The sequence below is a fragment of the Thioclava sp. UBA3469 genome, from assembly GCF_002378135.1.
Lineage (GTDB): Bacteria > Pseudomonadota > Alphaproteobacteria > Rhodobacterales > Rhodobacteraceae > Thioclava > Thioclava sediminum.
This window is the reverse complement of the sequence record NZ_DFRG01000052.1, coordinates 1-17,861: the sequence shown is the minus strand read 5'-3', so window position 1 is coordinate 17,861 and position 17,861 is coordinate 1. Positions and strand designations below refer to the sequence as shown.

The following is a 17,861-nucleotide window of genomic DNA, read 5'->3' as shown; positions in this document are numbered from 1 at the left end:
CCCGCCACGTCTTCGCGGCTCGTTGCCTCGGCGAGCGAGGTCATCTTGGATTCATCTATGACCATGTCAGTACCGGATTTTCGGGTCGATCCATCCGTAGACGATATCGACGACAAGGTTGAACAGGATGGTCAGCGTGCCCAGCAGGATCGTGATCCCCATCATCACCGCGTAGTCGCGGTTGAGCGCGCTATCCACGAAGCTTTTGCCGATCCCACCGGTGGTGAAATACACGTCCACGATCACCGAGCCGGTGATCATCGAGACAAACGCCGGACCGAGATAGGAGATCACCGGCAGCAGCGCGGGTTTCAGCGCGTGGCGCATGATGATCTTGCGCTTCGGTAGACCCTTGGCGCGGGCGGTGCGGATGTGGTTCGAACTCAGCGTCTCCAGCATCGACGAGCGGGTGATCCTTGCGATCGAGGCCATGTAGGAGGTCGAGAGCGCGATCACCGGCATGATCCAGAAGCGCGGATCGTCGAAGCTCCAGCCACCGCCGGGCAGCCAGTGCAGGCTTAGCGTGAAGATCAGCACGAGGATCGGCGCCATCACGAAGTTCGGCAGCACCTGCGCGCCGATGGAGATACCCACGGCGAGATAGTCGAGCCACGAGTTGCGCTTGATCGCCGCGGTCACGCCAAGGGTCACACCGACAAGAACCGCGGCGATGAAGCTGAGGAAGCCATATGTCAGCGTGACCGGGAAGCCCTGCGCGATGATGTCGTTCACCGAGCGGTCCTTATACGAGAACGAAGGCCCGAAATCGAAATGGGCGACCACGTTCCACAGATAGGTCGCGATCTGCTTCCATAGCGGCTGGTCGAGCCCGTATTTCGCGTTGAGATTGGCGAGCACCTCGGGAGGCACGGCACGTTCGGAGGTGAACGGCCCGCCGGGCGCCGTGTGCATCAGCAAGAAGCTCGCGATGATGAGCACCAGAAGCGTCGGAATCGCGATAGCGAGACGCTTGAGAATGTAGACGATCATAAGAGTGTCCCGAAATAAGTCGGGCGGGCCGATCGTGCGGCCCGCCCGTTATCGTTTCAGCCGGCTTACTTTGCGACCTTGTACATGTTCTTCGCGTACCAGTTCAGCTGGACGTTATCGAACGGGTAGCCCTTGATCTGCGGGTTCAGCAGCATCGGCAGCGAATAGGCGTAGATCGGCGCGAGCGGCATGTCCTCGGCGAGGATCTTCTCGGCCTTGGTGTAGTCCTCCTGCGGATCGGCCGCCGTCTTCGAGTCCTTCATCAGCTTGTCGTAATCGGCGTTCTTCCACTGACCCGAGTTCTGATCCGACCACGAGGTGTTCACGTCGAGATAGGTCGAGGCCTCGTTGTAGTCGGCACACCATGCGGTGCGCGCCACGTCGAAGTCATGCTGACCGTTGAGCTTGTCGAGATAGACCTTCCACTCGTAGTTCTCGAGGGTCGACTTCACGCCGAGCTGCTTCCAGAACTGCTGCACCGCGATCGCGATTTTCTTGTGGTCGGCCGAGGTGTTGTACATGATCCGCAGGTTCAGCGGGTGATCGGGACCGTAGCCAGCTTCCTTCAGAAGCTCCTTGGCTTTGTCCATCCGCTCCTGCTGCGTCATGTCGGCATAAGCGACGTCCGGTGCCTTGAAGTTTGCGGTCGCCCAGTGGGTCCAGGTATAGGCCGGTTTCTGGCCGCCCTTGAGGATCTTGTCGACGATGATGTCACGGTTGATCGCATAGGACAGCGCCTTGCGGACCTTCACGTCCTTGAGCGCCTCGGGGCCGTTCGGGCCGACGTTGAAGCGGTAGGCATAGACACAGGAGCGCGGCGGAGCGTGGGCCGCATCCGGGTATTCCTTCTTCAGGCGCGGATACTGACCGGCCGGGGTCTGCACGAAGTCCAGCTCGCCCGCCTCGTAGCGCGTCAGCGCCTGGTCGTTATCCTGCATCGGGATGAACTTCAGATCGGTCAGCGTGACGTTCGCGGCGTCGTAATAGGCGTCGTTCTTCGTCAGCTCGATCGAGTTGCCGATTTTCCAGCTTTTCAGCTTGTAGGGACCGTTGACGACCATGTTCTCGGGCTTGGTCCAGTCGGAACCGTATTCCTCGACGACCTTCTGCGGCACCGGGAAGGTCGAGGACAGCACGAGCATCTGGCGGAAATAGGGGATCGCGCTGTCGAGCGTCACCTGCAGCGTGTGGTCGTCGAGCGCCTTCACGCCCAGTTCGCTCGGCTTCTTGTCGCCCGCGATCACGTCATGGGCGTTCTTCACCTGCATCAGCTCGATATACCACGAGTATTGCGAGGCGGTCGCCGGATCAGCGAGACGACGCCATGCATAGACGAAGTCCTGCGCGGTGACGGGATCGCCGTTCGACCACTTCTCGTTGCGCAGGTGGAAGGTGTAGGTCTTCTTGTCGTCGGACACCTCGTAGCTCGTCGCGAGCGCGGGCACGAGTTTACCGTGATCGTCCTGCTGGTAGAGACCTTCGAACATCTGCTGAAGAACGTCGTTGCCGTCCTTCGAGGTGCTCAGATCGGGATCGAGCGTCTTCAGATCGTCCTGCAGCCAGTAGGTAAAGGTCTGGTCAGCGGCGAGCTTGGTGCCTTCGGGCACTTTGCTCGACTGAGCGAGAACGGGTGCGGCGCTGCCCAGCATCAGGGCAAAAGCGGAAATCGCGGCAATCGACTTCAAGGGATACCTCCAGTTTTCCGGGGTCCGGTCGCGCGCAACGCAGGGGTGAGCGCGGGGCCCCGATTTTTCGTTGATGGGGCATCAAGGGCAGGATCGTGGCGCGGCGCAAGTCTGACGTCACGGTGCTCACACCCATGTGAGAGCGCATTTCTCGGACCTCGGCGAAATCTTTCTGAAACTTGCGTGGCGCCCTTGAAATTTGCAACGAACGCCAAGCTCCGTCGCGTGAGCCGAGGCATGCTCACGACCCTTCCGCGTCGAATCTCTTCGCCCGCAATGGATCCGCTTGCGCGCCTCCTGACGTATGTATTTTGACACATCCGGAAGTTGTTCCGCGCGGGCTCGCCTTCGGGCGTGCTATTGACCAGCCTCGCCCCCCTGCTAGCTACCCTTGGCGTTACAGCCCCGAGAGAACGGACCCCGAATGGCCGAGACCGACCAGAAGACCCCACTTTCGCCCGCACGCCGCTGGGCGGCTGCAGCCGTGCTGCTGCTGGCGAATTTCATGAACCTGATCGACATCACGATCGTCAATGTCGCCCTGCCTTCGATGAAGAACGAGCTGGCGGCTCCGCCGAACCTGATCGAGTGGATCGTCGCGGGCTATACCTTCTCCTTCGCGATCCTGCTGCTGCCGGCGGGACGAATGGGCGACCTCTTGGGGCGGCGCAAGCTGTTCGTGTCGGGCATCGCGCTGTTCACCGCCGCCTCGCTGGTCTGCGGCATCGCGCCCGGGATCGGGATGCTGGTCACCGCGCGCATCGTCCAGGGCGTGGGCGCTGCGATCATGACGCCGCAGACGCTGGCGCTGGTGCCGCGGCTGTTCCCGCCGGAGCAACGCGGCGCGGCCTTTGGTCTCTTCGCGCTGACCGCCGGGCTGGCTTCGGTCGCGGGGCCGATCGTGGGCGGGCTGCTGCTAACCGCCGATATCTACGGGCTGGGCTGGCGGCCGATCTTCCTCGTGAACATACCGCTGGGCATCGCGGCCTTCATCGCGGCGCTGATGCTGGTGCCCAAGGGCGAGGGCAATCGCAAGCTGGGCATCGACAAGGTGGGCATCGCGATCGCCGCCGTGGCGACGCTGGCGCTTCTGTTCCCTCTGGTCGAAGCCCCGTCGATCGGCTGGCAGGGATGGATGTATCCGATGGTGATCGCCGCGCCGATCCTCGGCTGGATCTTCATCCGCTGGCAGCGGCATCAGGAAGAACGCAACGCGCCCCAGCTTCTGCCGATGCGGCTGCTGCGCTCTGGCTCGTTCCTGTCGGGGAGCCTTCTGAACGCGGCGCTGTTCACCGCGGTGCCGAGCTATTTCTTCACCATGGCGCTTTATCTTCAGGCGGGTTACGGGCTCACGCCCCTGCAATCGGGGCTGACGACGACGCCCTTCCCGCTGGGCGTGCTGCTCGCCTCGGCCACGACCGGCTGGTTCGGGTCGCGCTGGGTCCGCTGGCGCGTGATGGGCGGCGGCATCCTCATCGCGACGGGCTTCGCAGGGCAGCTATGGGCGATCTGGACGATGGGCGACGCGATCAGCTGGTGGCGCATGGCGCCGTGGTTCTTCTTTGGCGGCTTTGGCCTGGGCAACACCGTCTCGCCGCTGTTTCAGGTCTCGCTCTCGGCGGCGGATAGCAACGACAGCGGCTCGGCCTCGGGCGCGGTGCAGGCGATCCGGCAGGTCGGCATCTCCTTCGGCATCGCAATCATGGGCGGGATCTTTTTCGGTATGCTGGGCGGCGCGGAGCCGGGCGATCACGAGGCCTATCGCAGCGCGATGATGTCCGCGATCGGCTACGCAATGGTCATCGCGAGCGTGGTGATCCTCACACCGTGGTTCACGCCGATGAAGATCGAGCGCGCCAAAGACTGAGCGGGCGGCGCATCCCCGCGCCGCTCCCATCCCTGTTTCGCACGATGACACGATCGTGCGCCGCAAGTGTCACGCGACACTCGCCACACGCGCCGCGCGCCCCATCTACCCAACCTAGAGGGGCCGTCCGAACCTGGCCCCCCGAAAGATGCGAAAGGAGCGATCCATGCGTTACAGACCTCTTGGCCCCAGCGGCCTTCTCGTCTCGGAACTTTGCCTCGGCACGATGACCTTCGGCGGATCGGAGGGCATGTGGGGCCAGATCGGCCAGCTACGTCAGGACGATGCCGACGGGCTGGTGAAAACCGCGGTGGACGCGGGCATCAACTTCATCGACACCGCGAATGTCTATGCGGGCGGCGAGAGCGAGCGCATCCTCGGCCAGAGCCTGCGCAATCTCGGCATCGCGCGCGACGAGGTGGTGATCGCGACCAAGGTGCTCGGCCCGATGGGCGAGGGCATCAACCAGCGCGGGGCCTCGCGCTATCACATCATGGAGCAGTGCAAGCAGAGCCTCGAGCGGCTGCAGCTCGACCATATCGACCTCTACCAGATCCACGGCTTCGACCCGATGACGCCGATCTCGGAGACGCTGGAGGCGCTGACCACGCTCGTGCAGCACGGCCATGTCCGCTATATCGGCCTGTCGAACTGGGCCGCGTGGCAGGTGATGAAGGCGGTGGGCATCGCGGAGGCGCGCAAGCTCGCCCCGATCCTGTCGCTGCAGGCCTATTACACGATCGCCGGGCGCGATCTGGAGCGCGAAGTGGTGCCGATGCTGCGCGACACCGACATGGGCCTGATGGTCTGGAGCCCGCTAGCGGGTGGTCTGCTGTCCGGCAAATACGACCGTGACGGCAAGGGCTCCGACGGGCGGCGCGCCAATTTCGACTTCCCGCCGGTCGAGAAGGACCGCGCCCATGACGCGATCGACGCGATGCGCCCGATGGCCGAGAAGCGCGACGCGAGCGTGGCGCAGATCGCGCTGGCATGGCTTCTGCATCAGGAGGTCGTCACCAGCGTCATCGTCGGTGCGAAGCGCAAGGACCAGCTGACCGACAATATCGCCGCGACCGAGATCACGCTCGAGGCAGAAGAGCTGGAGACCCTCGACAAGGTCAGCGCCCTGCCCGCCGAATATCCGGGCTGGATGCTGGAGCGTCAGGGCGGCTACCGCCAGCGCTAAACACGAAGCGAACCGATCGGCGCGCCCGGGCGGGTGTTGGCTTGGCCAACCCTGCCTTGGCGCGCCTTTTCATGTCTGCGACCGGAGCCGCACCCGGTGCGCGTTTACGCGGCGTGCTCAAATCGGTTCACTTTTTCATGGACCTCAAAAGACACAGAGCGCGTTGAGCGGGAAAGCACTTACCAAGGAGAGTTCCTTTGGCACATTCCCGCTCAGCATCACGGCCACGCAGCATCCTGATTGTTCTGGGGGCGTTGATCGGCGCCGCCATCGCGATCTGGAATTACGTCACCCCCCTGACCGGCGTGACCGGCACATTCGGCGCGGGGCTGGTGATCGCCTCCTCCATTTTGATCGCCCTCGCAGGGATCGTGATCCAGATGACCGAACCCGGAGCGATCCGCACGATTCTGCGCGTCCTCGTCGCGCTCGGCCTGCTGGGCACCGCAGCGGCCGCCTATTTCCTCCACGAATGGTGGCTGATCGCGGCGATGGGCGTCGTGCTGATCGGCCTTATCTACGACATCGCCTCGAGCCGGGGCGCGCGTTCGAAAGGAGCCTACGCATGAACCGCAAGACCGTCTCGCTCGCCTTCGCCCTCGCCTTCTTTGCTGCCGCCGGGTATGCGCAGGACACGACCGCGACCGACAGCACCGCAACCGACAACACGACGCAACCCGCAGCCGATAGCGGCACCGCGAACTCGACCGACAGCGGCACTTCGGCAACGACGGATACCAGCACGCAATCGGACACCTCCGGCACGGGTACGGACGCCAGCACGAGCACCGATACCGGCACCACGGCGGACACTGCCACCCAGTCGGACAGTCAGGGCAGCACCGATCAACAAACCAACGATCCCGCGGCCAACGAGGATACCCCTCCCGGTCCCGACGCCATCACCGAACAGGCCAAGCCGGTTGCGGATAGCGTGGCTCAGCCGATGATCGCCAGCGGCTCGCGCGAGCGTAACGGCACCCCGCTGGTGCCCGAGCAGCCCGTCTGGAACAGCTTCCACGGACAGCTCTCCGCACAGAAATATTCGCCGCTGACCCAGATCAACCCGGACAATGTCGGCGATCTGGAAAAGGTCTGGCAGGTCCATACCGGCGACGTCTCGGACGGTTCGGGCGACAAGCCCGCGACCGTCTGGTCGGCCACGCCGATCTTTGCCAATGACACGCTCTATATCGGCACGCCCTTCTATCGCGTGCTGGCGCTCGACCCGGCCACGGGCGAGCAGAAATGGGCCTTCGACACGAAATCCAAGCTGGAGGCGCTGACCCAGCCCGCGCTGAAGAACCGCGGCGTCGCCTATTGGCAGGCCGAGAACCCGGTCGCGGGCAAGGTGTGCCAGAAGATCGTCTATATCGGCACGATGGATGCGCAGCTCTTCGCGCTCGACGCTGATACCGGCAAGCCCTGCACCGATTTCGGCGATAATGGCGTGCTGAACGTGGACAAGTGGAACACGGTCAATGACAGCTTCCCGCTTTCCGTGCTGCAGCCGCCGACGGTTGCGGGCAATCACCTGATCCTCGGCTGGGCCGGTCAGGACTGGGAGTCGGCAGAGGCTCCTCCGGGCGCGGTCTTCTCGGTCGATGCGCAGACCGGGGAGCTGCAATGGTCCTTCGAAACCCTGCCCGAAAACATCCGCCGCAAGACCGGCACCGCGAACGTCTGGACCGCGATGTCCGTCGATCCGGGCCTGAACATGGTCTATCTGCCCGTGGCCTCGCCCTCGCCGAACTATTGGGGCGGCAACCGGACCGAGCAGATCCCCTACGCCACCTCGACCACCGCGCTCGATCTCGACACCGGCAAGGTCGTCTGGTCGCGTCAGTGGGTGCACCACGACATCTGGGACTATGACATCAACTCCGCGCCGACGCTGATGGACATCACCGTCGACGGCAAGGAAATCCCCGCGCTGATGCAGGGCACGAAGATGGGCTTCCTGTTCGTGGTGAACCGCGAGACCGGCGAAGACGTCTGGCCGATCGAGGAACGTCCCGTCCCGCAAGGCGACGGCACGGTGAAAGGCGAGGTCTATGCCAAGACCCAGCCCTTCCCGACCAAACCCGCGCCGCTTCTCGACCAGTCGAAGAAGCCCGAGGTTTGGGGCATCGCCGATCTCGTCTCGGGTGGGGCGTGTTCCAAGCTGTTCGACAACCTCACCTATGAGGGGATGTATACCCCGCCGACCACCAAGGGCGAAGGCACGCTGGCCTATCCCGACAGTGCGGGCGGCGTGCAATGGGGCGGCGTGGCCTTCGATCCCGACGCGCAGATCGCGGTCGTGAACACGAGCCACATCGTGCAATACATCAAGCTCTGGGAGCGTCAGGACTACGAGCAGAACGCCGGTGGTTCAGGCAACGAGAACGGCTTCTACCCGCAGAAAGGCGCGCCCTACGGCATGAGCTTGGGCAACGCGCTGAACTCGCTCGGGATGCCGTGCTGGAAACCTCCGTTTGGCGAGCTGGTCGCGATCGACATGCATACCGGCGACGTGAAATGGCGCAAGCCGCTGGGCAGCTCGCAGAAATACGGGTTCTTCATGCCCGAGAGCATGGGCTCGCCCACGATCGGCGGTCCGGCGGTGACCAAGTCGGGTCTGATCTTCATCGGGGCCACGATGGATGCCAAGGCGCGCGCCTATGACATCCAGACCGGCAAGGAGCTGTGGTCCTCGCAGCTCGAAGCTCCGGTCGTCGCGAACCCGGCGATCTACGAGTATAAAGGGCGCGAATACGTGGCCTTCATCTCGGGCGGCAACTCGATCCTGAAGCCCACCGTGGGCGATATGGTGGCCGTCTACGCGCTGCCGGAGAACTGATCGCGGCGCAAAACACATTGCGGGTGGCGTGGTACGACCCACGCCCCCGCCCCCTGACGCGCACAGCGTCCGCGAAGCCCTCACCGCAACGTGAGGGTTTTCTCGCAGGAACCGTTCCGCGCGCGCGGTGTTCCCCACTAAGCTGGTTTGAACGTCTGCTTCCCCAGACGGCTGCGCCAAACCTGAATTCCGGACAAGGGGGACCCCATGAAGGTTTCATTTCACGTCAATGGCGAGGCCCGCGCGCTTGACCTCGACCCGCGGGTGACGCTGCTCGACGCACTGCGCGACCATCTCCAACTCACCGGCTCGAAAAAGGGCTGCGATCATGGCCAATGCGGCGCCTGCACGGTGCTCGTCGACGGGCGGCGGGTGAATTCCTGCCTCAGCCTCGCGGTGATGCATGAAGGCTGCGAGATCACCACCATCGAAGGGCTCGGCACGCCCGACAACCTGAACCCGCTGCAGCAGGAATTCGTCTCCTGCGACGGCTACCAATGCGGCTATTGCACACCGGGGCAGATCATGTCGGCAACCGGGATGCTGGCAGAAGCCGCCGAAGGTGCGCCCAGCCATGTCAGCGACAGCCTCACCGGCAAGTCCGAGCTGAGCGATGCCGAGATTGCCGAGCGGATGAGCGGCAATCTCTGCCGCTGTTCGGCCTATCCCTTCATCCGCGAGGCCATCTCGCGCGTGGCCGAGGCGGAGGAGAAGTAATGAGACCTTTCGACTATCTTCGCGCAAATACACTCGATGACGCGGCCTCCAAGGCGGGTGACGGCGCGCAGTTCATCGCGGGCGGGACCAACCTGCTGGACCTGATGAAACTGCAGGTGATGACCCCCGAGACGGTCATCGACATCAACAATATCGACGGGCTGGACAAGATCGAGCCGCATGAGGGCGGGCTGAAGATCGGGGCGCTGGTACGCAACGCCGATCTCGCCGCCGATCCGCAGGTGCGCCGCGCCTATCCGGTTCTGTCGCGCGCGCTGCTGGCGGGCGCTTCGGGTCAGATCCGCAACAAGGCGACCACGGGCGGCAACCTGCTGCAACGCACGCGCTGCCCCTATTTCTACGACCCGGCAATGGCCTGCAACAAGCGCGACCCCGGCGCAGGCTGCGCCGCCAAGGGCGGTGTCAGCCGCATGCTCGCGATCCTGGGCACCTCGGCCGCCTGCAGTGCCGCGCACCCCTCCGATATGGCGGTGGCGATGCGCGCGCTCGAAGCGCAGGTGGAAATCCGTGGCACCGATGGAGCAACCCGCACCGTGGCGATGGACGAGCTCTATCAACTGCCCGGCGAGACGCCCGAGATCGAGACCTGCCTGAAGCCGGGCGAGATCATCACCGCCGTGATCCTCCCTGCCCCGCAGCCGAACGCCACGCAGAGCTATCGCAAGATCCGCGACCGGGCGTCTTACGCCTTCGCGCTCGTCTCGGTCGCGGCCGTGGTCGAGATGGAGGGCGAGACGATCAAGACCGCCTCGCTCGCCTTCGGTGGCATCGGCGCGCGCCCTTGGGCGGATGCGCAAGTCAATGCGATGCTCGAAGGCGAGACCCCTTCGGAGGAACTGTTCGGCAAGGCCGCCGATACGCTTTTGGCCGAAGCGGTCACCGACGAGGGCAACGATTTCAAACGCGAAATGACCCGCCGCGCACTGATCGCGGTGATGCGCGAGGCGACGGGCATGGCCCCGGCCTCGACCGGAACGGACAAGGTGGAGGCGCTGGCATGAGCGACACGTTCACGATGGATGAAGCGCAGCCGCGGCTGCTCGACGAAACCAAACAGGGGCTGGTGGGCGCTCCGCTCGACCGCCCCGAGGGCAAGCTGAAAGTGACCGGCACCGCGACCTATGCGGCCGAATTCAAGCCCGAAGGCATGGTGCATGGCGTGATGCTGCGCGCCACGATCACGCGCGGCAAGGTCACCGGCTTTGATGAGACGGAGGCGAAGAAGCTCCCCGGCTATCTGGGCCTGTTCCACGGCCCGGAATTCGTGCGCAACCCGGCGCAGGGCATGGCAGGCGCCGCGCCCGTGCAGCCCGGCGACCGCGTCGACTATCACGGCCAGCCGATCGGGCTCGTCGTGGCCGACAGCTTCGAGACCGCGCGCGACGCCGCCGCCCGGATCAAGATCAGCTACGAGCAGAACCCCGGCGCGCCGGTCGATCCGGCAGGCGTGGAGCTTGAGTTGAACGAAGATCGCGAAAGCATCCAGGGCGATCTCGACGCCGCGATGGAGAAGGCCGCGCAATCGGTCGATCTCGAATATACCACCGCCGGCCACGTCGCTGCCGCGATGGAGCCGCATGCGGGTATCGCCGAGTGGAAGGACGGGCGCCTCGTTCTACATGGCTCGCTGCAAATGGTCCGTTTCAACAAAGAGGAATTGGCCGATGCAGTTGGCATCGAGTCCGACAAGGTCCACATCCTCGCGCCCTATGTGGGCGGCGGGTTCGGCTCCAAGTTGGGCATTTCCTCCGAGCATGTCGCGGCGGCGCTTGCCGCACGCGAACTCGACCGTCCGGTGCGTATCGTGCTGAGCCGTCAGACCGTCTTCGATGCCGTGCTGCGCCGCACCGAAACGTGGCAGCGCCTGCGCCTTTCGGCGGACGCGAGCGGCAAGCTGACCGGGATCGGCCATGAGGACCGCGTGTCCAATCTCGAAGAGGAAGCCTTCTCCGAACCGGTCAACGCCGCGAGCCGCTTCATGTATGGCGCGCCCAACCGGGTGATGCGTCAGCACATCTCGCGCAACCACCGCACGCCTACGGGCTCGGTCCGCGCGCCGGGCGAGGCGGTTGGCACCTTCGCGCTGGAAACCGCGATGGATGAGCTGGCCGAGAAGCTGGGTCTCTGCCCGGTGGAACTGCGCCTGCGCAACATCCCCGAAAAGCACCCCGACACCGGTCAGGCGTACTCGGCCCGCGCGCTGGAAGACAGCCTGCGCGAAGGCGCGAAACGCTTCGGCTGGGATCAACGCCCGGAAACCGGAACGCGTCGCGAAGGCGAATGGCTGATCGGCATGGGCGTCGCGGCTGCGGGGCGGGCGAACTTCCTCGTGCCGTCGGCGGCGCGCGTCACGCTCAGCGCGGATGGGGCTCTGGTCGAGACCGACCTGACCGATATCGGCACCGGCAGCTACGCGATCCTCGGGCAGATCGCGGGCGAGATGCTGGGCCTGCCGATCGACAAGGTCTCGGTCCATCTGGCCGATAGCGACCTGCCGGGGGCCTCCGGGTCCGGCGGCTCCTTCGGGGCGTCGTCGTCGGGCTCCTCGGTGTTCCTCGCCGCACGCAAGATCCGCGAGCAGCTTGCGGACAAGCTCGGCTGCAAGTTCGACGAGCTCAGCCTTGGCAATGGCGAGGTCTCGGGCGGCGGCAAGACCGCGAAACTGGTCGATCTGCTGAGCGATCCGATCAGCGCCGAGGGCAAGATCGAAGGCGGCAAGACCGCCAAGAGCCACTTCTCGGCTGGCTACGGCGCCCATTTCGCCGAAGTCGCGGTAAACGAGGTCTCGGGCGAGGTGCGGGTGCGCCGGATGCTCGGCGTGCTCGGCATCGGCCGCGTGCTCAACGAGAAGACCGCGCGCAGTCAGGCCGTCGGCGGCATGGTCTGGGGCGTCGGTTCGGCTCTGCACGAGGAGCTTGGCCACGATCCGCGGACCGGCCATATCGTCACCCGCGATCTGGCGAATTACCACGTTCCGTCGCACGCGGATATTCCGCGCGAGATGGAGGTGGTCTTCCTGCCCGAGCGCGATGACGAGGCGAACCCGATCCAGTCCAAAGGCGTGGGGGAGCTTGGCATCTCGGGCGCAGGGGCCGCGGTGATCAACGCGATCCACAATGCGACGGGCGTACGGCTGCGCCACTATCCGGCCACGCCCGACAAGGTACTCGAGGGGTTTGCCAATGGACGGTAGTCCGCTTCGCCAGCGTGCGCGCGCTGAAACTCGGTTGGGCATGGCGGAAATGCCGTTGCCCGCGCCGGGACGGCTCGCCGCGCTGGCCATTCTGACACGGATCGAGGGGGCGGGGTACCGCCCCCTCGGTGCTGCGATGAGCCTCGACGATCGGGGCAACATTCGCGGCCATCTCTCAGCGGGTTGCATCGATGCCGATATCGAACACCACCTGAACAAGGTCGCGCAGGACGGCTGCACCCGGCATCTGCGCTATGGCGAGGGCTCGCCCTTCATCGACCTCGTACTGCCCTGTGGCGGGGCGCTCGACATCACGGTGATCCCTGCCCCGCCCGTGGCCGATCAGGAGCGCATGGCCGAAGCGATTGACGCTCGGATGCCTTTGTCGCTGCACCTCTCGGGCACGCAGGGCACCCTGACGCTCGAGCCGCAACCCGAGACCGATCTGAGCCTGCACCTCGTGCCCGAGCCGCGCTTCGTGATTTTCGGCACCGGGGTCGAGGCCGAGACCTTTGCGCAGCTCGCCGCGGGCGCAGGCTATCAGGCCGATCTCATCATGCCCGATCCAGTAAGTCTGCCCGGCGTGACGAGCCATGAATTCCGCCGCAGCAATCCGCTTGGAGACATCGCGCCCGACCCGCGCATGGCGGCGCTGTTGTTCTTCCACGATCACGAACGGGAAATACCGATCCTCGCGCAACTTCTGGAAAGCGACGCCTTCTTCATCGGCGCTCAGGGCAGCCGCCGCACGGCGCGCCAGCGCGCGGTGGCGCTGCGTCGCAAGGGGCTGTCGGAGTCCGCGATTTCGCGGCTGCGCGGTCCGGTCGGCCTGATCGAACAGGCGCGCGAGCCGCGGCTGTTGGCGGTCTCGGTGCTGGCCGAAGTGCTGCAACTCGCGCGGGTCTGAGACTTGGCGCGCAAGATCATGGGCGTGGTCTTGGCGGCAGGCGCGTCGCGGCGCTTCGGCGCGCGGGATAAGCTGGCCGCGCGCGCGGGCGGAGAGGCCGCGCTTGTGCTGCGATCCGCGCGGAAGCTCCAAGGGCTTGGCCTCCATCGACGCGCCGCGATCACCCGCAGCCCTCGGCTGCCGAAAGAGCTACGCGGCGCGGGGCTCGACCTTCTCTGCATTGGTCCGGGTCGCGCCCAGAGCGCGAGCCTGCACCGCGCGATCCGCGCTGCTCAAGCCAGTGGCGCGAGCCATCTGCTGATCGTTCTCGGCGATATGCCCGAGGTTTCGCGCCCGCATTTGCGCCAGCTTCTCAAGACACCCGGTCCCCACCCGATGATGGCCGCTTCAGACGGTCGCCTCGCGCCGCCGGCGCTGATCCCGCGCAGATTGTTCGGCGCGGCTTTACGGCTGACGGGCGACCGGGGCGCCGGGGCGTTGCTGCGTCGCACGCCGGACCTGCGACGCGTTGCGCTACCGCCCGGCACGCTCCGCGATATCGACCGGCCTGAAGATCTTCGCAACGCCACAGAATAGGCGCGCGGAACGGGAACTGCGCCGATACGCCCGGCGTTTTCGCTCCATGAAAGACCTGCCCGATCTCGTCTATTATCCCGATGACCGACCCGGCATCACGCGCAGGCGCTGCGGGCGCGGGTTTTCCTATATGGCCCCTGACGGGACGACCATCGCGCGCGGCACCGAGCGCAAACGGATCGAGGCTCTGGCCGTGCCGCCCGCCGATGAAGATGTCTGGATTTGCCCGCGGCAGAACGGCCATCTGCAGGCGACGGGCCGCGACGCGCGGGCGCGCAAGCAATATCGCTATCACCCGGACTGGACCGAGTTTCGGTCGCAGAGGAAGTTCAACCGGCTCGCGGAATTCGGCACCGTCCTGCCGCGTCTGCGCCGGTCGATCCTGAGCGATCTGCGCGGCCATGACCCCGGGGATCGGGCCTTCGCGCTGGCCGCAGTCCTCGCCCTGTTGGACCGCGCCGCGATCCGCGTCGGCAATGCCGATTACGCGCGCGAGAACCGCAGCTTCGGCGCGACCACGCTGCGCGGCGCGCATATGACGCTCGACGGCGGCACGCTGCGGCTGGCCTTCACCGGCAAGGGCGGCACGAAGATCGAAAGCGAGCTGCGCGACCGGACGTTGGAGCGCGCGCTGACGCAGCTCGACGATCTGCCCGGGGCCGAATTGATCACCTGGATCGACGAGGACGGCGACGCCCATTCGGTCCGCTCGGACGAGGTGAACGCTTTCCTCGCCGACCGTACCGGGGCCGAGGGGCTGACCGCAAAGACCTTCCGCACGTGGAACGGATCGGCGGCAGCCTTGGAGGCCGCGCTGCGTCAGGCGGATGACGGACGGGTGACGATCAAGGCGATGGCAGAGGCCGCCTCTGAGCGACTGCACAACACACCCACGATCGCGCGCAACTCCTACATCCACCCGCAGGTGATCGCGCTGACCGAGGCGGAGCCGGAAGCGCTTGTCGCACTTGCGCAAACCGCGCCTGCGGTGGACGGGCTGCGCAAGGCCGAGGCGCAACTGCTGCATCTTCTCGACAGCGGCATGCGCTGAGCGCGCCGTTCACGCCACCTCACATTGAAGCGCGAAATCGCGATCCGCGCGTGATCCGCATCGTCATATCTCCCGTATCCCCTGCACGATCCACAACCGGATCTGCCCACGATCCAACACAGGGAGAAAGAGAATGCTGAGAAGAACCTTCATGGCCGCAGTGCTCGCCGGTACCGCACTCGTTTCCGCCCCCGCCCATGCCGACAATCATGGCGGAATGGATATCGTCGACACCGCCGTGAACGCTGGCAGCTTCGAGACGCTCGTGGCCGCCGTGCAGGCCGCCGGTCTCGTCGAGACGCTCAAAGGCGAAGGCCCCTTCACCGTCTTCGCACCCACCAACGAGGCTTTCGCAGCCCTGCCCGATGGCACCGTCGACGACCTGCTCAAACCCGAAAACAAGGACAAGCTGACCTCGATCCTCACCTATCATGTCGTGCCCGGCAAAGTGATGTCGGGCGATCTGAGCGACGGGATGATGGCCAAGACCGTGCAGGGCTCGGAAGTCATGGTGAAAACCGACCCCGCCGTGATGGTCGATGAAGCCAGCGTTACGCAGGCCGATATCGAAGCCAGCAACGGCGTGATCCACGTGATCGACAAGGTGATCATGCCCGAGTGATGGGCTTTCGTGAAAAGCCCCAGTGACGGGGAGGTCTGTCGGAAGGTCCCCCTCACGGCAGACCGCTCCCGGACCGTTCGCGCAGCTTCGGATGCGCGGGCGGTTTCTTTTTTGAGGTGCCCGAGGGGCCGCAGGTCGGGGTCGGTCAGGCGTAGGCGCTCAGAAGGGTGCCGCTCCCGCTCGGATCGCCGCCGCCAGGTACGATCTCGCTCTGGCTCGGCAGGTCCTCCTCGTGAATGACCGGTGCATCGGTCATCCGCGACAGGTTCTGCGCGATCGCCTCGATTGCGCTGTGGCACGCGTGATCTCCATTGTGCTTAGGCACGAAAATCCGCGTCAGATTATGCGCCTGCATGATGTAGGACAGCACATGCGCGATCGAACCATGCTCCTCGGGATCGGACAGCGCCCCATCTTCATAGGTCAGGAAAGACGCACAGATCGGCGTCGCGCCACAGGCACCGAGCCGGGCGATCAACTCGCCACGCCCGCCGCCTTCCTGAGACAGGCAAACGATATGGGCACGGTCGCCCTTGAGAGCTTCGATGAACGCCCCATGGCAATCGAGATCGCAATTTCCGGGGTGGAGCATCAGAACGAGCGCGCCCTCCTCCGACGCGGTCGGCTCCATATTTCGTGACATCATGGTCATATCAGACCTCCTCCTTTGAAATAGAGCGATGCGCGCCGGGGTCGAATTCCCGGCCCTCTTCGCCGCGGAGCCATTCGGCGGCGCGTCCGGTAATGCGCAAAGCGGGTGTGCAGGCGGCGAGCTGATCGAGGAAGCTGCGCGCCCAAGCACCGGTATCGGTCGCGTGGACGACTTCCATGCAGGCGGCGTGGCGCGCGCGGCGTTCCTCCAGCGGCATCGTCAGAGCGCGACGGATCGCCGTGGCGGTCTCGTCGACGTCATGCGGATTGACCAGCAGCGCCTCGGTCATGTCCTCGGCGGCGCCCGCGAAGCGCGACAGCACCAGCACGCCCGGATCCTCCGGGTCCTGCGCTGCGACATATTCCTTCGCCACGAGGTTCATCCCGTCGGCAAGCGGCGTCACCAGCGCGGCCCGTGCGCCGCGCAGCAGCCCCGCGATCTCGTCGCGCGGCACCGGGCGGTGCAGGAAACGGATCGGCGCCCAATGGACCTCGCCGAAGCGCCCGTTCACCTGACCCGCGATCCGCTGCAGATCGGCGGTGATCTCCTGATAGGCCCGGACGCTTTCGCGCGAGGGTGGCGCGATCTGCACCAGCGAAGCGCGCGGCCCCGTGTCGTAGGTCTCCAGATAGCGCTCGAACGCGCGGAAGCGTTGCGGCAAGCCCTTGGAGTAGTCGAGCCGGTCGACGCCGATGACATAGGCGTCTCCGAACAATTCGTGCGCGGGCGGCGGCGCGCAGTCCTGCGCCGCCCGGGCGAAGCTCTCAGCTGAAATGCCAATCGGGAAAGACCGGACGGACACCTCCTGCGCGCCGAATTTGATCGCGCCGTTGGGCAGCATTTCTGCCCGTGGATCGGCGCGGAACATCTCGAGGCATCGCGCCACGTCGGCCCGCGTCTGCAGGCCGACCAGGTCGTAATGCGCCAGCCACCGCGCGAAGGCGGGCGGGTCGGGCAACACATCGAGATCGGTGATGTTGGGGAAAGGAATATGCAGGAAGAAGCCGATGCGGTTGGTCACACCCAACCTGCGCAGTTCCTCCGCCAGCGGGAAGAAATGGTAGTCGTGAATCCAGATGTGGTCCTCGGGCGAGATCACCTCGGCCATCTGCTCGGCGATCCGACGGTTCACGCGCAGGTAGCCCTCGTCGAAGCTGCGATTGATCTCGACCAGATCGGTGCGGTGATGCGCGATCGGCCAGAGCACGGAATTCGCGAATCCCAGGTAATAGGCCGCGCGGTCTTCCTCGGTCAGTCGGAAGGCGAGCTTGTCATATTGGGTGCCTCCCATATCGATAAGGGTGGGCTCTTCGGGGCCCGTCTCGGGATGCGCCCCGATCCAGATGCCGCCTTTCTCACGCAGCGCCTCGTGGAGCGCCACCACGAGCCCGCCCGAGGGCGTAGCCTCGGAAGGGATGCGGTTGGACACGACGATGAGGCGGGCGGACATGATGAGAGAGACCTCCGAAATTGGGCGGCTGAATGGGTTTGTCCCTGTTGGGATATTTCGCCCGAGCAACTCCTCCTCACGCATGGCAGTTCCTCTCTCTGA

The 17,861-nt window shown here is 65.2% G+C and carries 15 protein-coding genes; 11 read left to right on the top strand and 4 right to left on the bottom strand.

The annotated features are described in order from the left end of the window. Window positions 1–66: 66 nt before the first annotated feature. Both oppB and B3D39_RS03880 read right to left on the bottom strand, forming a co-directional pair. Window positions 67–990, bottom strand: coding sequence for an oligopeptide ABC transporter permease OppB (oppB, locus tag B3D39_RS03885; protein ID WP_078519800.1), 924 nt, complete (start codon window positions 988–990; stop codon window positions 67–69). Between the two features lie 65 nt (window positions 991–1,055). Beyond that, window positions 1,056–2,639, bottom strand: coding sequence for a peptide ABC transporter substrate-binding protein (locus B3D39_RS03880; RefSeq protein ID WP_274962645.1), 1,584 nt, complete (start codon window positions 2,637–2,639; stop codon window positions 1,056–1,058). Between the two features lie 460 nt (window positions 2,640–3,099). Between B3D39_RS03880 and B3D39_RS03875 the strand changes: the two genes are divergently transcribed. The 11 genes from B3D39_RS03875 (at window position 3,100) to B3D39_RS03825 (ending at window position 15,657) form a co-directional block, all read left to right on the top strand. Beyond that, window positions 3,100–4,542, top strand: a complete 1,443-nt coding sequence (locus B3D39_RS03875; RefSeq protein WP_078569572.1) for an MFS transporter — start codon at window positions 3,100–3,102, stop codon at window positions 4,540–4,542. A 166-nt stretch (window positions 4,543–4,708) separates the two neighbouring features. Continuing rightward, window positions 4,709–5,728, top strand: coding sequence for an aldo/keto reductase (locus B3D39_RS03870; protein ID WP_274962636.1), 1,020 nt, complete (start codon window positions 4,709–4,711; stop codon window positions 5,726–5,728). A gap of 197 nt (window positions 5,729–5,925) precedes the next feature. Then, window positions 5,926–6,297 carry a hypothetical protein gene (locus B3D39_RS03865; RefSeq protein WP_078569574.1) on the top strand — a complete coding sequence of 124 codons (372 nt, stop codon included), beginning with the start codon at window positions 5,926–5,928 and terminating at the stop codon, window positions 6,295–6,297. Further along, complete coding sequence (locus tag B3D39_RS03860) at window positions 6,294–8,570, top strand: pyrroloquinoline quinone-dependent dehydrogenase (protein WP_274962637.1); 2,277 nt, start codon at window positions 6,294–6,296, stop codon at window positions 8,568–8,570. Before B3D39_RS03865 ends, B3D39_RS03860 begins: the two co-directional genes overlap by 4 nt. A gap of 207 nt (window positions 8,571–8,777) precedes the next feature. Next, a complete protein-coding gene (locus tag B3D39_RS03855; protein WP_274962638.1) occupies window positions 8,778–9,287 on the top strand; it encodes a 2Fe-2S iron-sulfur cluster-binding protein in 510 nt (169 codons plus the stop codon). Then, on the top strand, window positions 9,287–10,309 hold the full coding sequence (locus B3D39_RS03850; RefSeq protein WP_274962639.1) for an FAD binding domain-containing protein: 1,023 nt from the start codon (window positions 9,287–9,289) through the stop codon (window positions 10,307–10,309). The genes B3D39_RS03855 and B3D39_RS03850 overlap by 1 nt, the downstream gene beginning before the upstream one ends. After that, window positions 10,306–12,501, top strand: coding sequence for a xanthine dehydrogenase family protein molybdopterin-binding subunit (locus B3D39_RS03845; RefSeq protein ID WP_274962640.1), 2,196 nt, complete (start codon window positions 10,306–10,308; stop codon window positions 12,499–12,501). The genes B3D39_RS03850 and B3D39_RS03845 overlap by 4 nt, the downstream gene beginning before the upstream one ends. Further along, a complete protein-coding gene (locus tag B3D39_RS03840) occupies window positions 12,491–13,408 on the top strand; it encodes an XdhC family protein (protein ID WP_274962641.1) in 918 nt (305 codons plus the stop codon). The genes B3D39_RS03845 and B3D39_RS03840 overlap by 11 nt, the downstream gene beginning before the upstream one ends. Before the next feature lie 3 nt (window positions 13,409–13,411). Next, window positions 13,412–13,984, top strand: a complete 573-nt coding sequence (locus B3D39_RS03835; RefSeq protein ID WP_274962642.1) for a nucleotidyltransferase family protein — start codon at window positions 13,412–13,414, stop codon at window positions 13,982–13,984. 46 nt (window positions 13,985–14,030) lie between these two features. Then, window positions 14,031–15,035 (top strand): DNA topoisomerase IB, encoded by a 1,005-nt coding sequence (locus B3D39_RS03830; protein ID WP_274962643.1) that lies wholly within the window; start codon window positions 14,031–14,033, stop codon window positions 15,033–15,035. A 133-nt stretch (window positions 15,036–15,168) separates the two neighbouring features. After that, window positions 15,169–15,657: a fasciclin domain-containing protein gene (locus B3D39_RS03825; RefSeq protein ID WP_274962644.1), complete on the top strand. Its 489-nt coding sequence runs from the start codon at window positions 15,169–15,171 to the stop codon at window positions 15,655–15,657. 145 nt (window positions 15,658–15,802) lie between these two features. Here B3D39_RS03825 and B3D39_RS03820 read toward each other — a convergent pair whose 3' ends face one another. Further along, window positions 15,803–16,309, bottom strand: a complete 507-nt coding sequence (locus B3D39_RS03820) for a hypothetical protein (RefSeq protein WP_078545965.1) — start codon at window positions 16,307–16,309, stop codon at window positions 15,803–15,805. Window position 16,310: 1 nt separating this feature from the next. Next, window positions 16,311–17,759: an alpha,alpha-trehalose-phosphate synthase (UDP-forming) gene (locus B3D39_RS03815; protein WP_286789400.1), complete on the bottom strand. Its 1,449-nt coding sequence runs from the start codon at window positions 17,757–17,759 to the stop codon at window positions 16,311–16,313. Window positions 17,760–17,861: the final 102 nt, after the last annotated feature.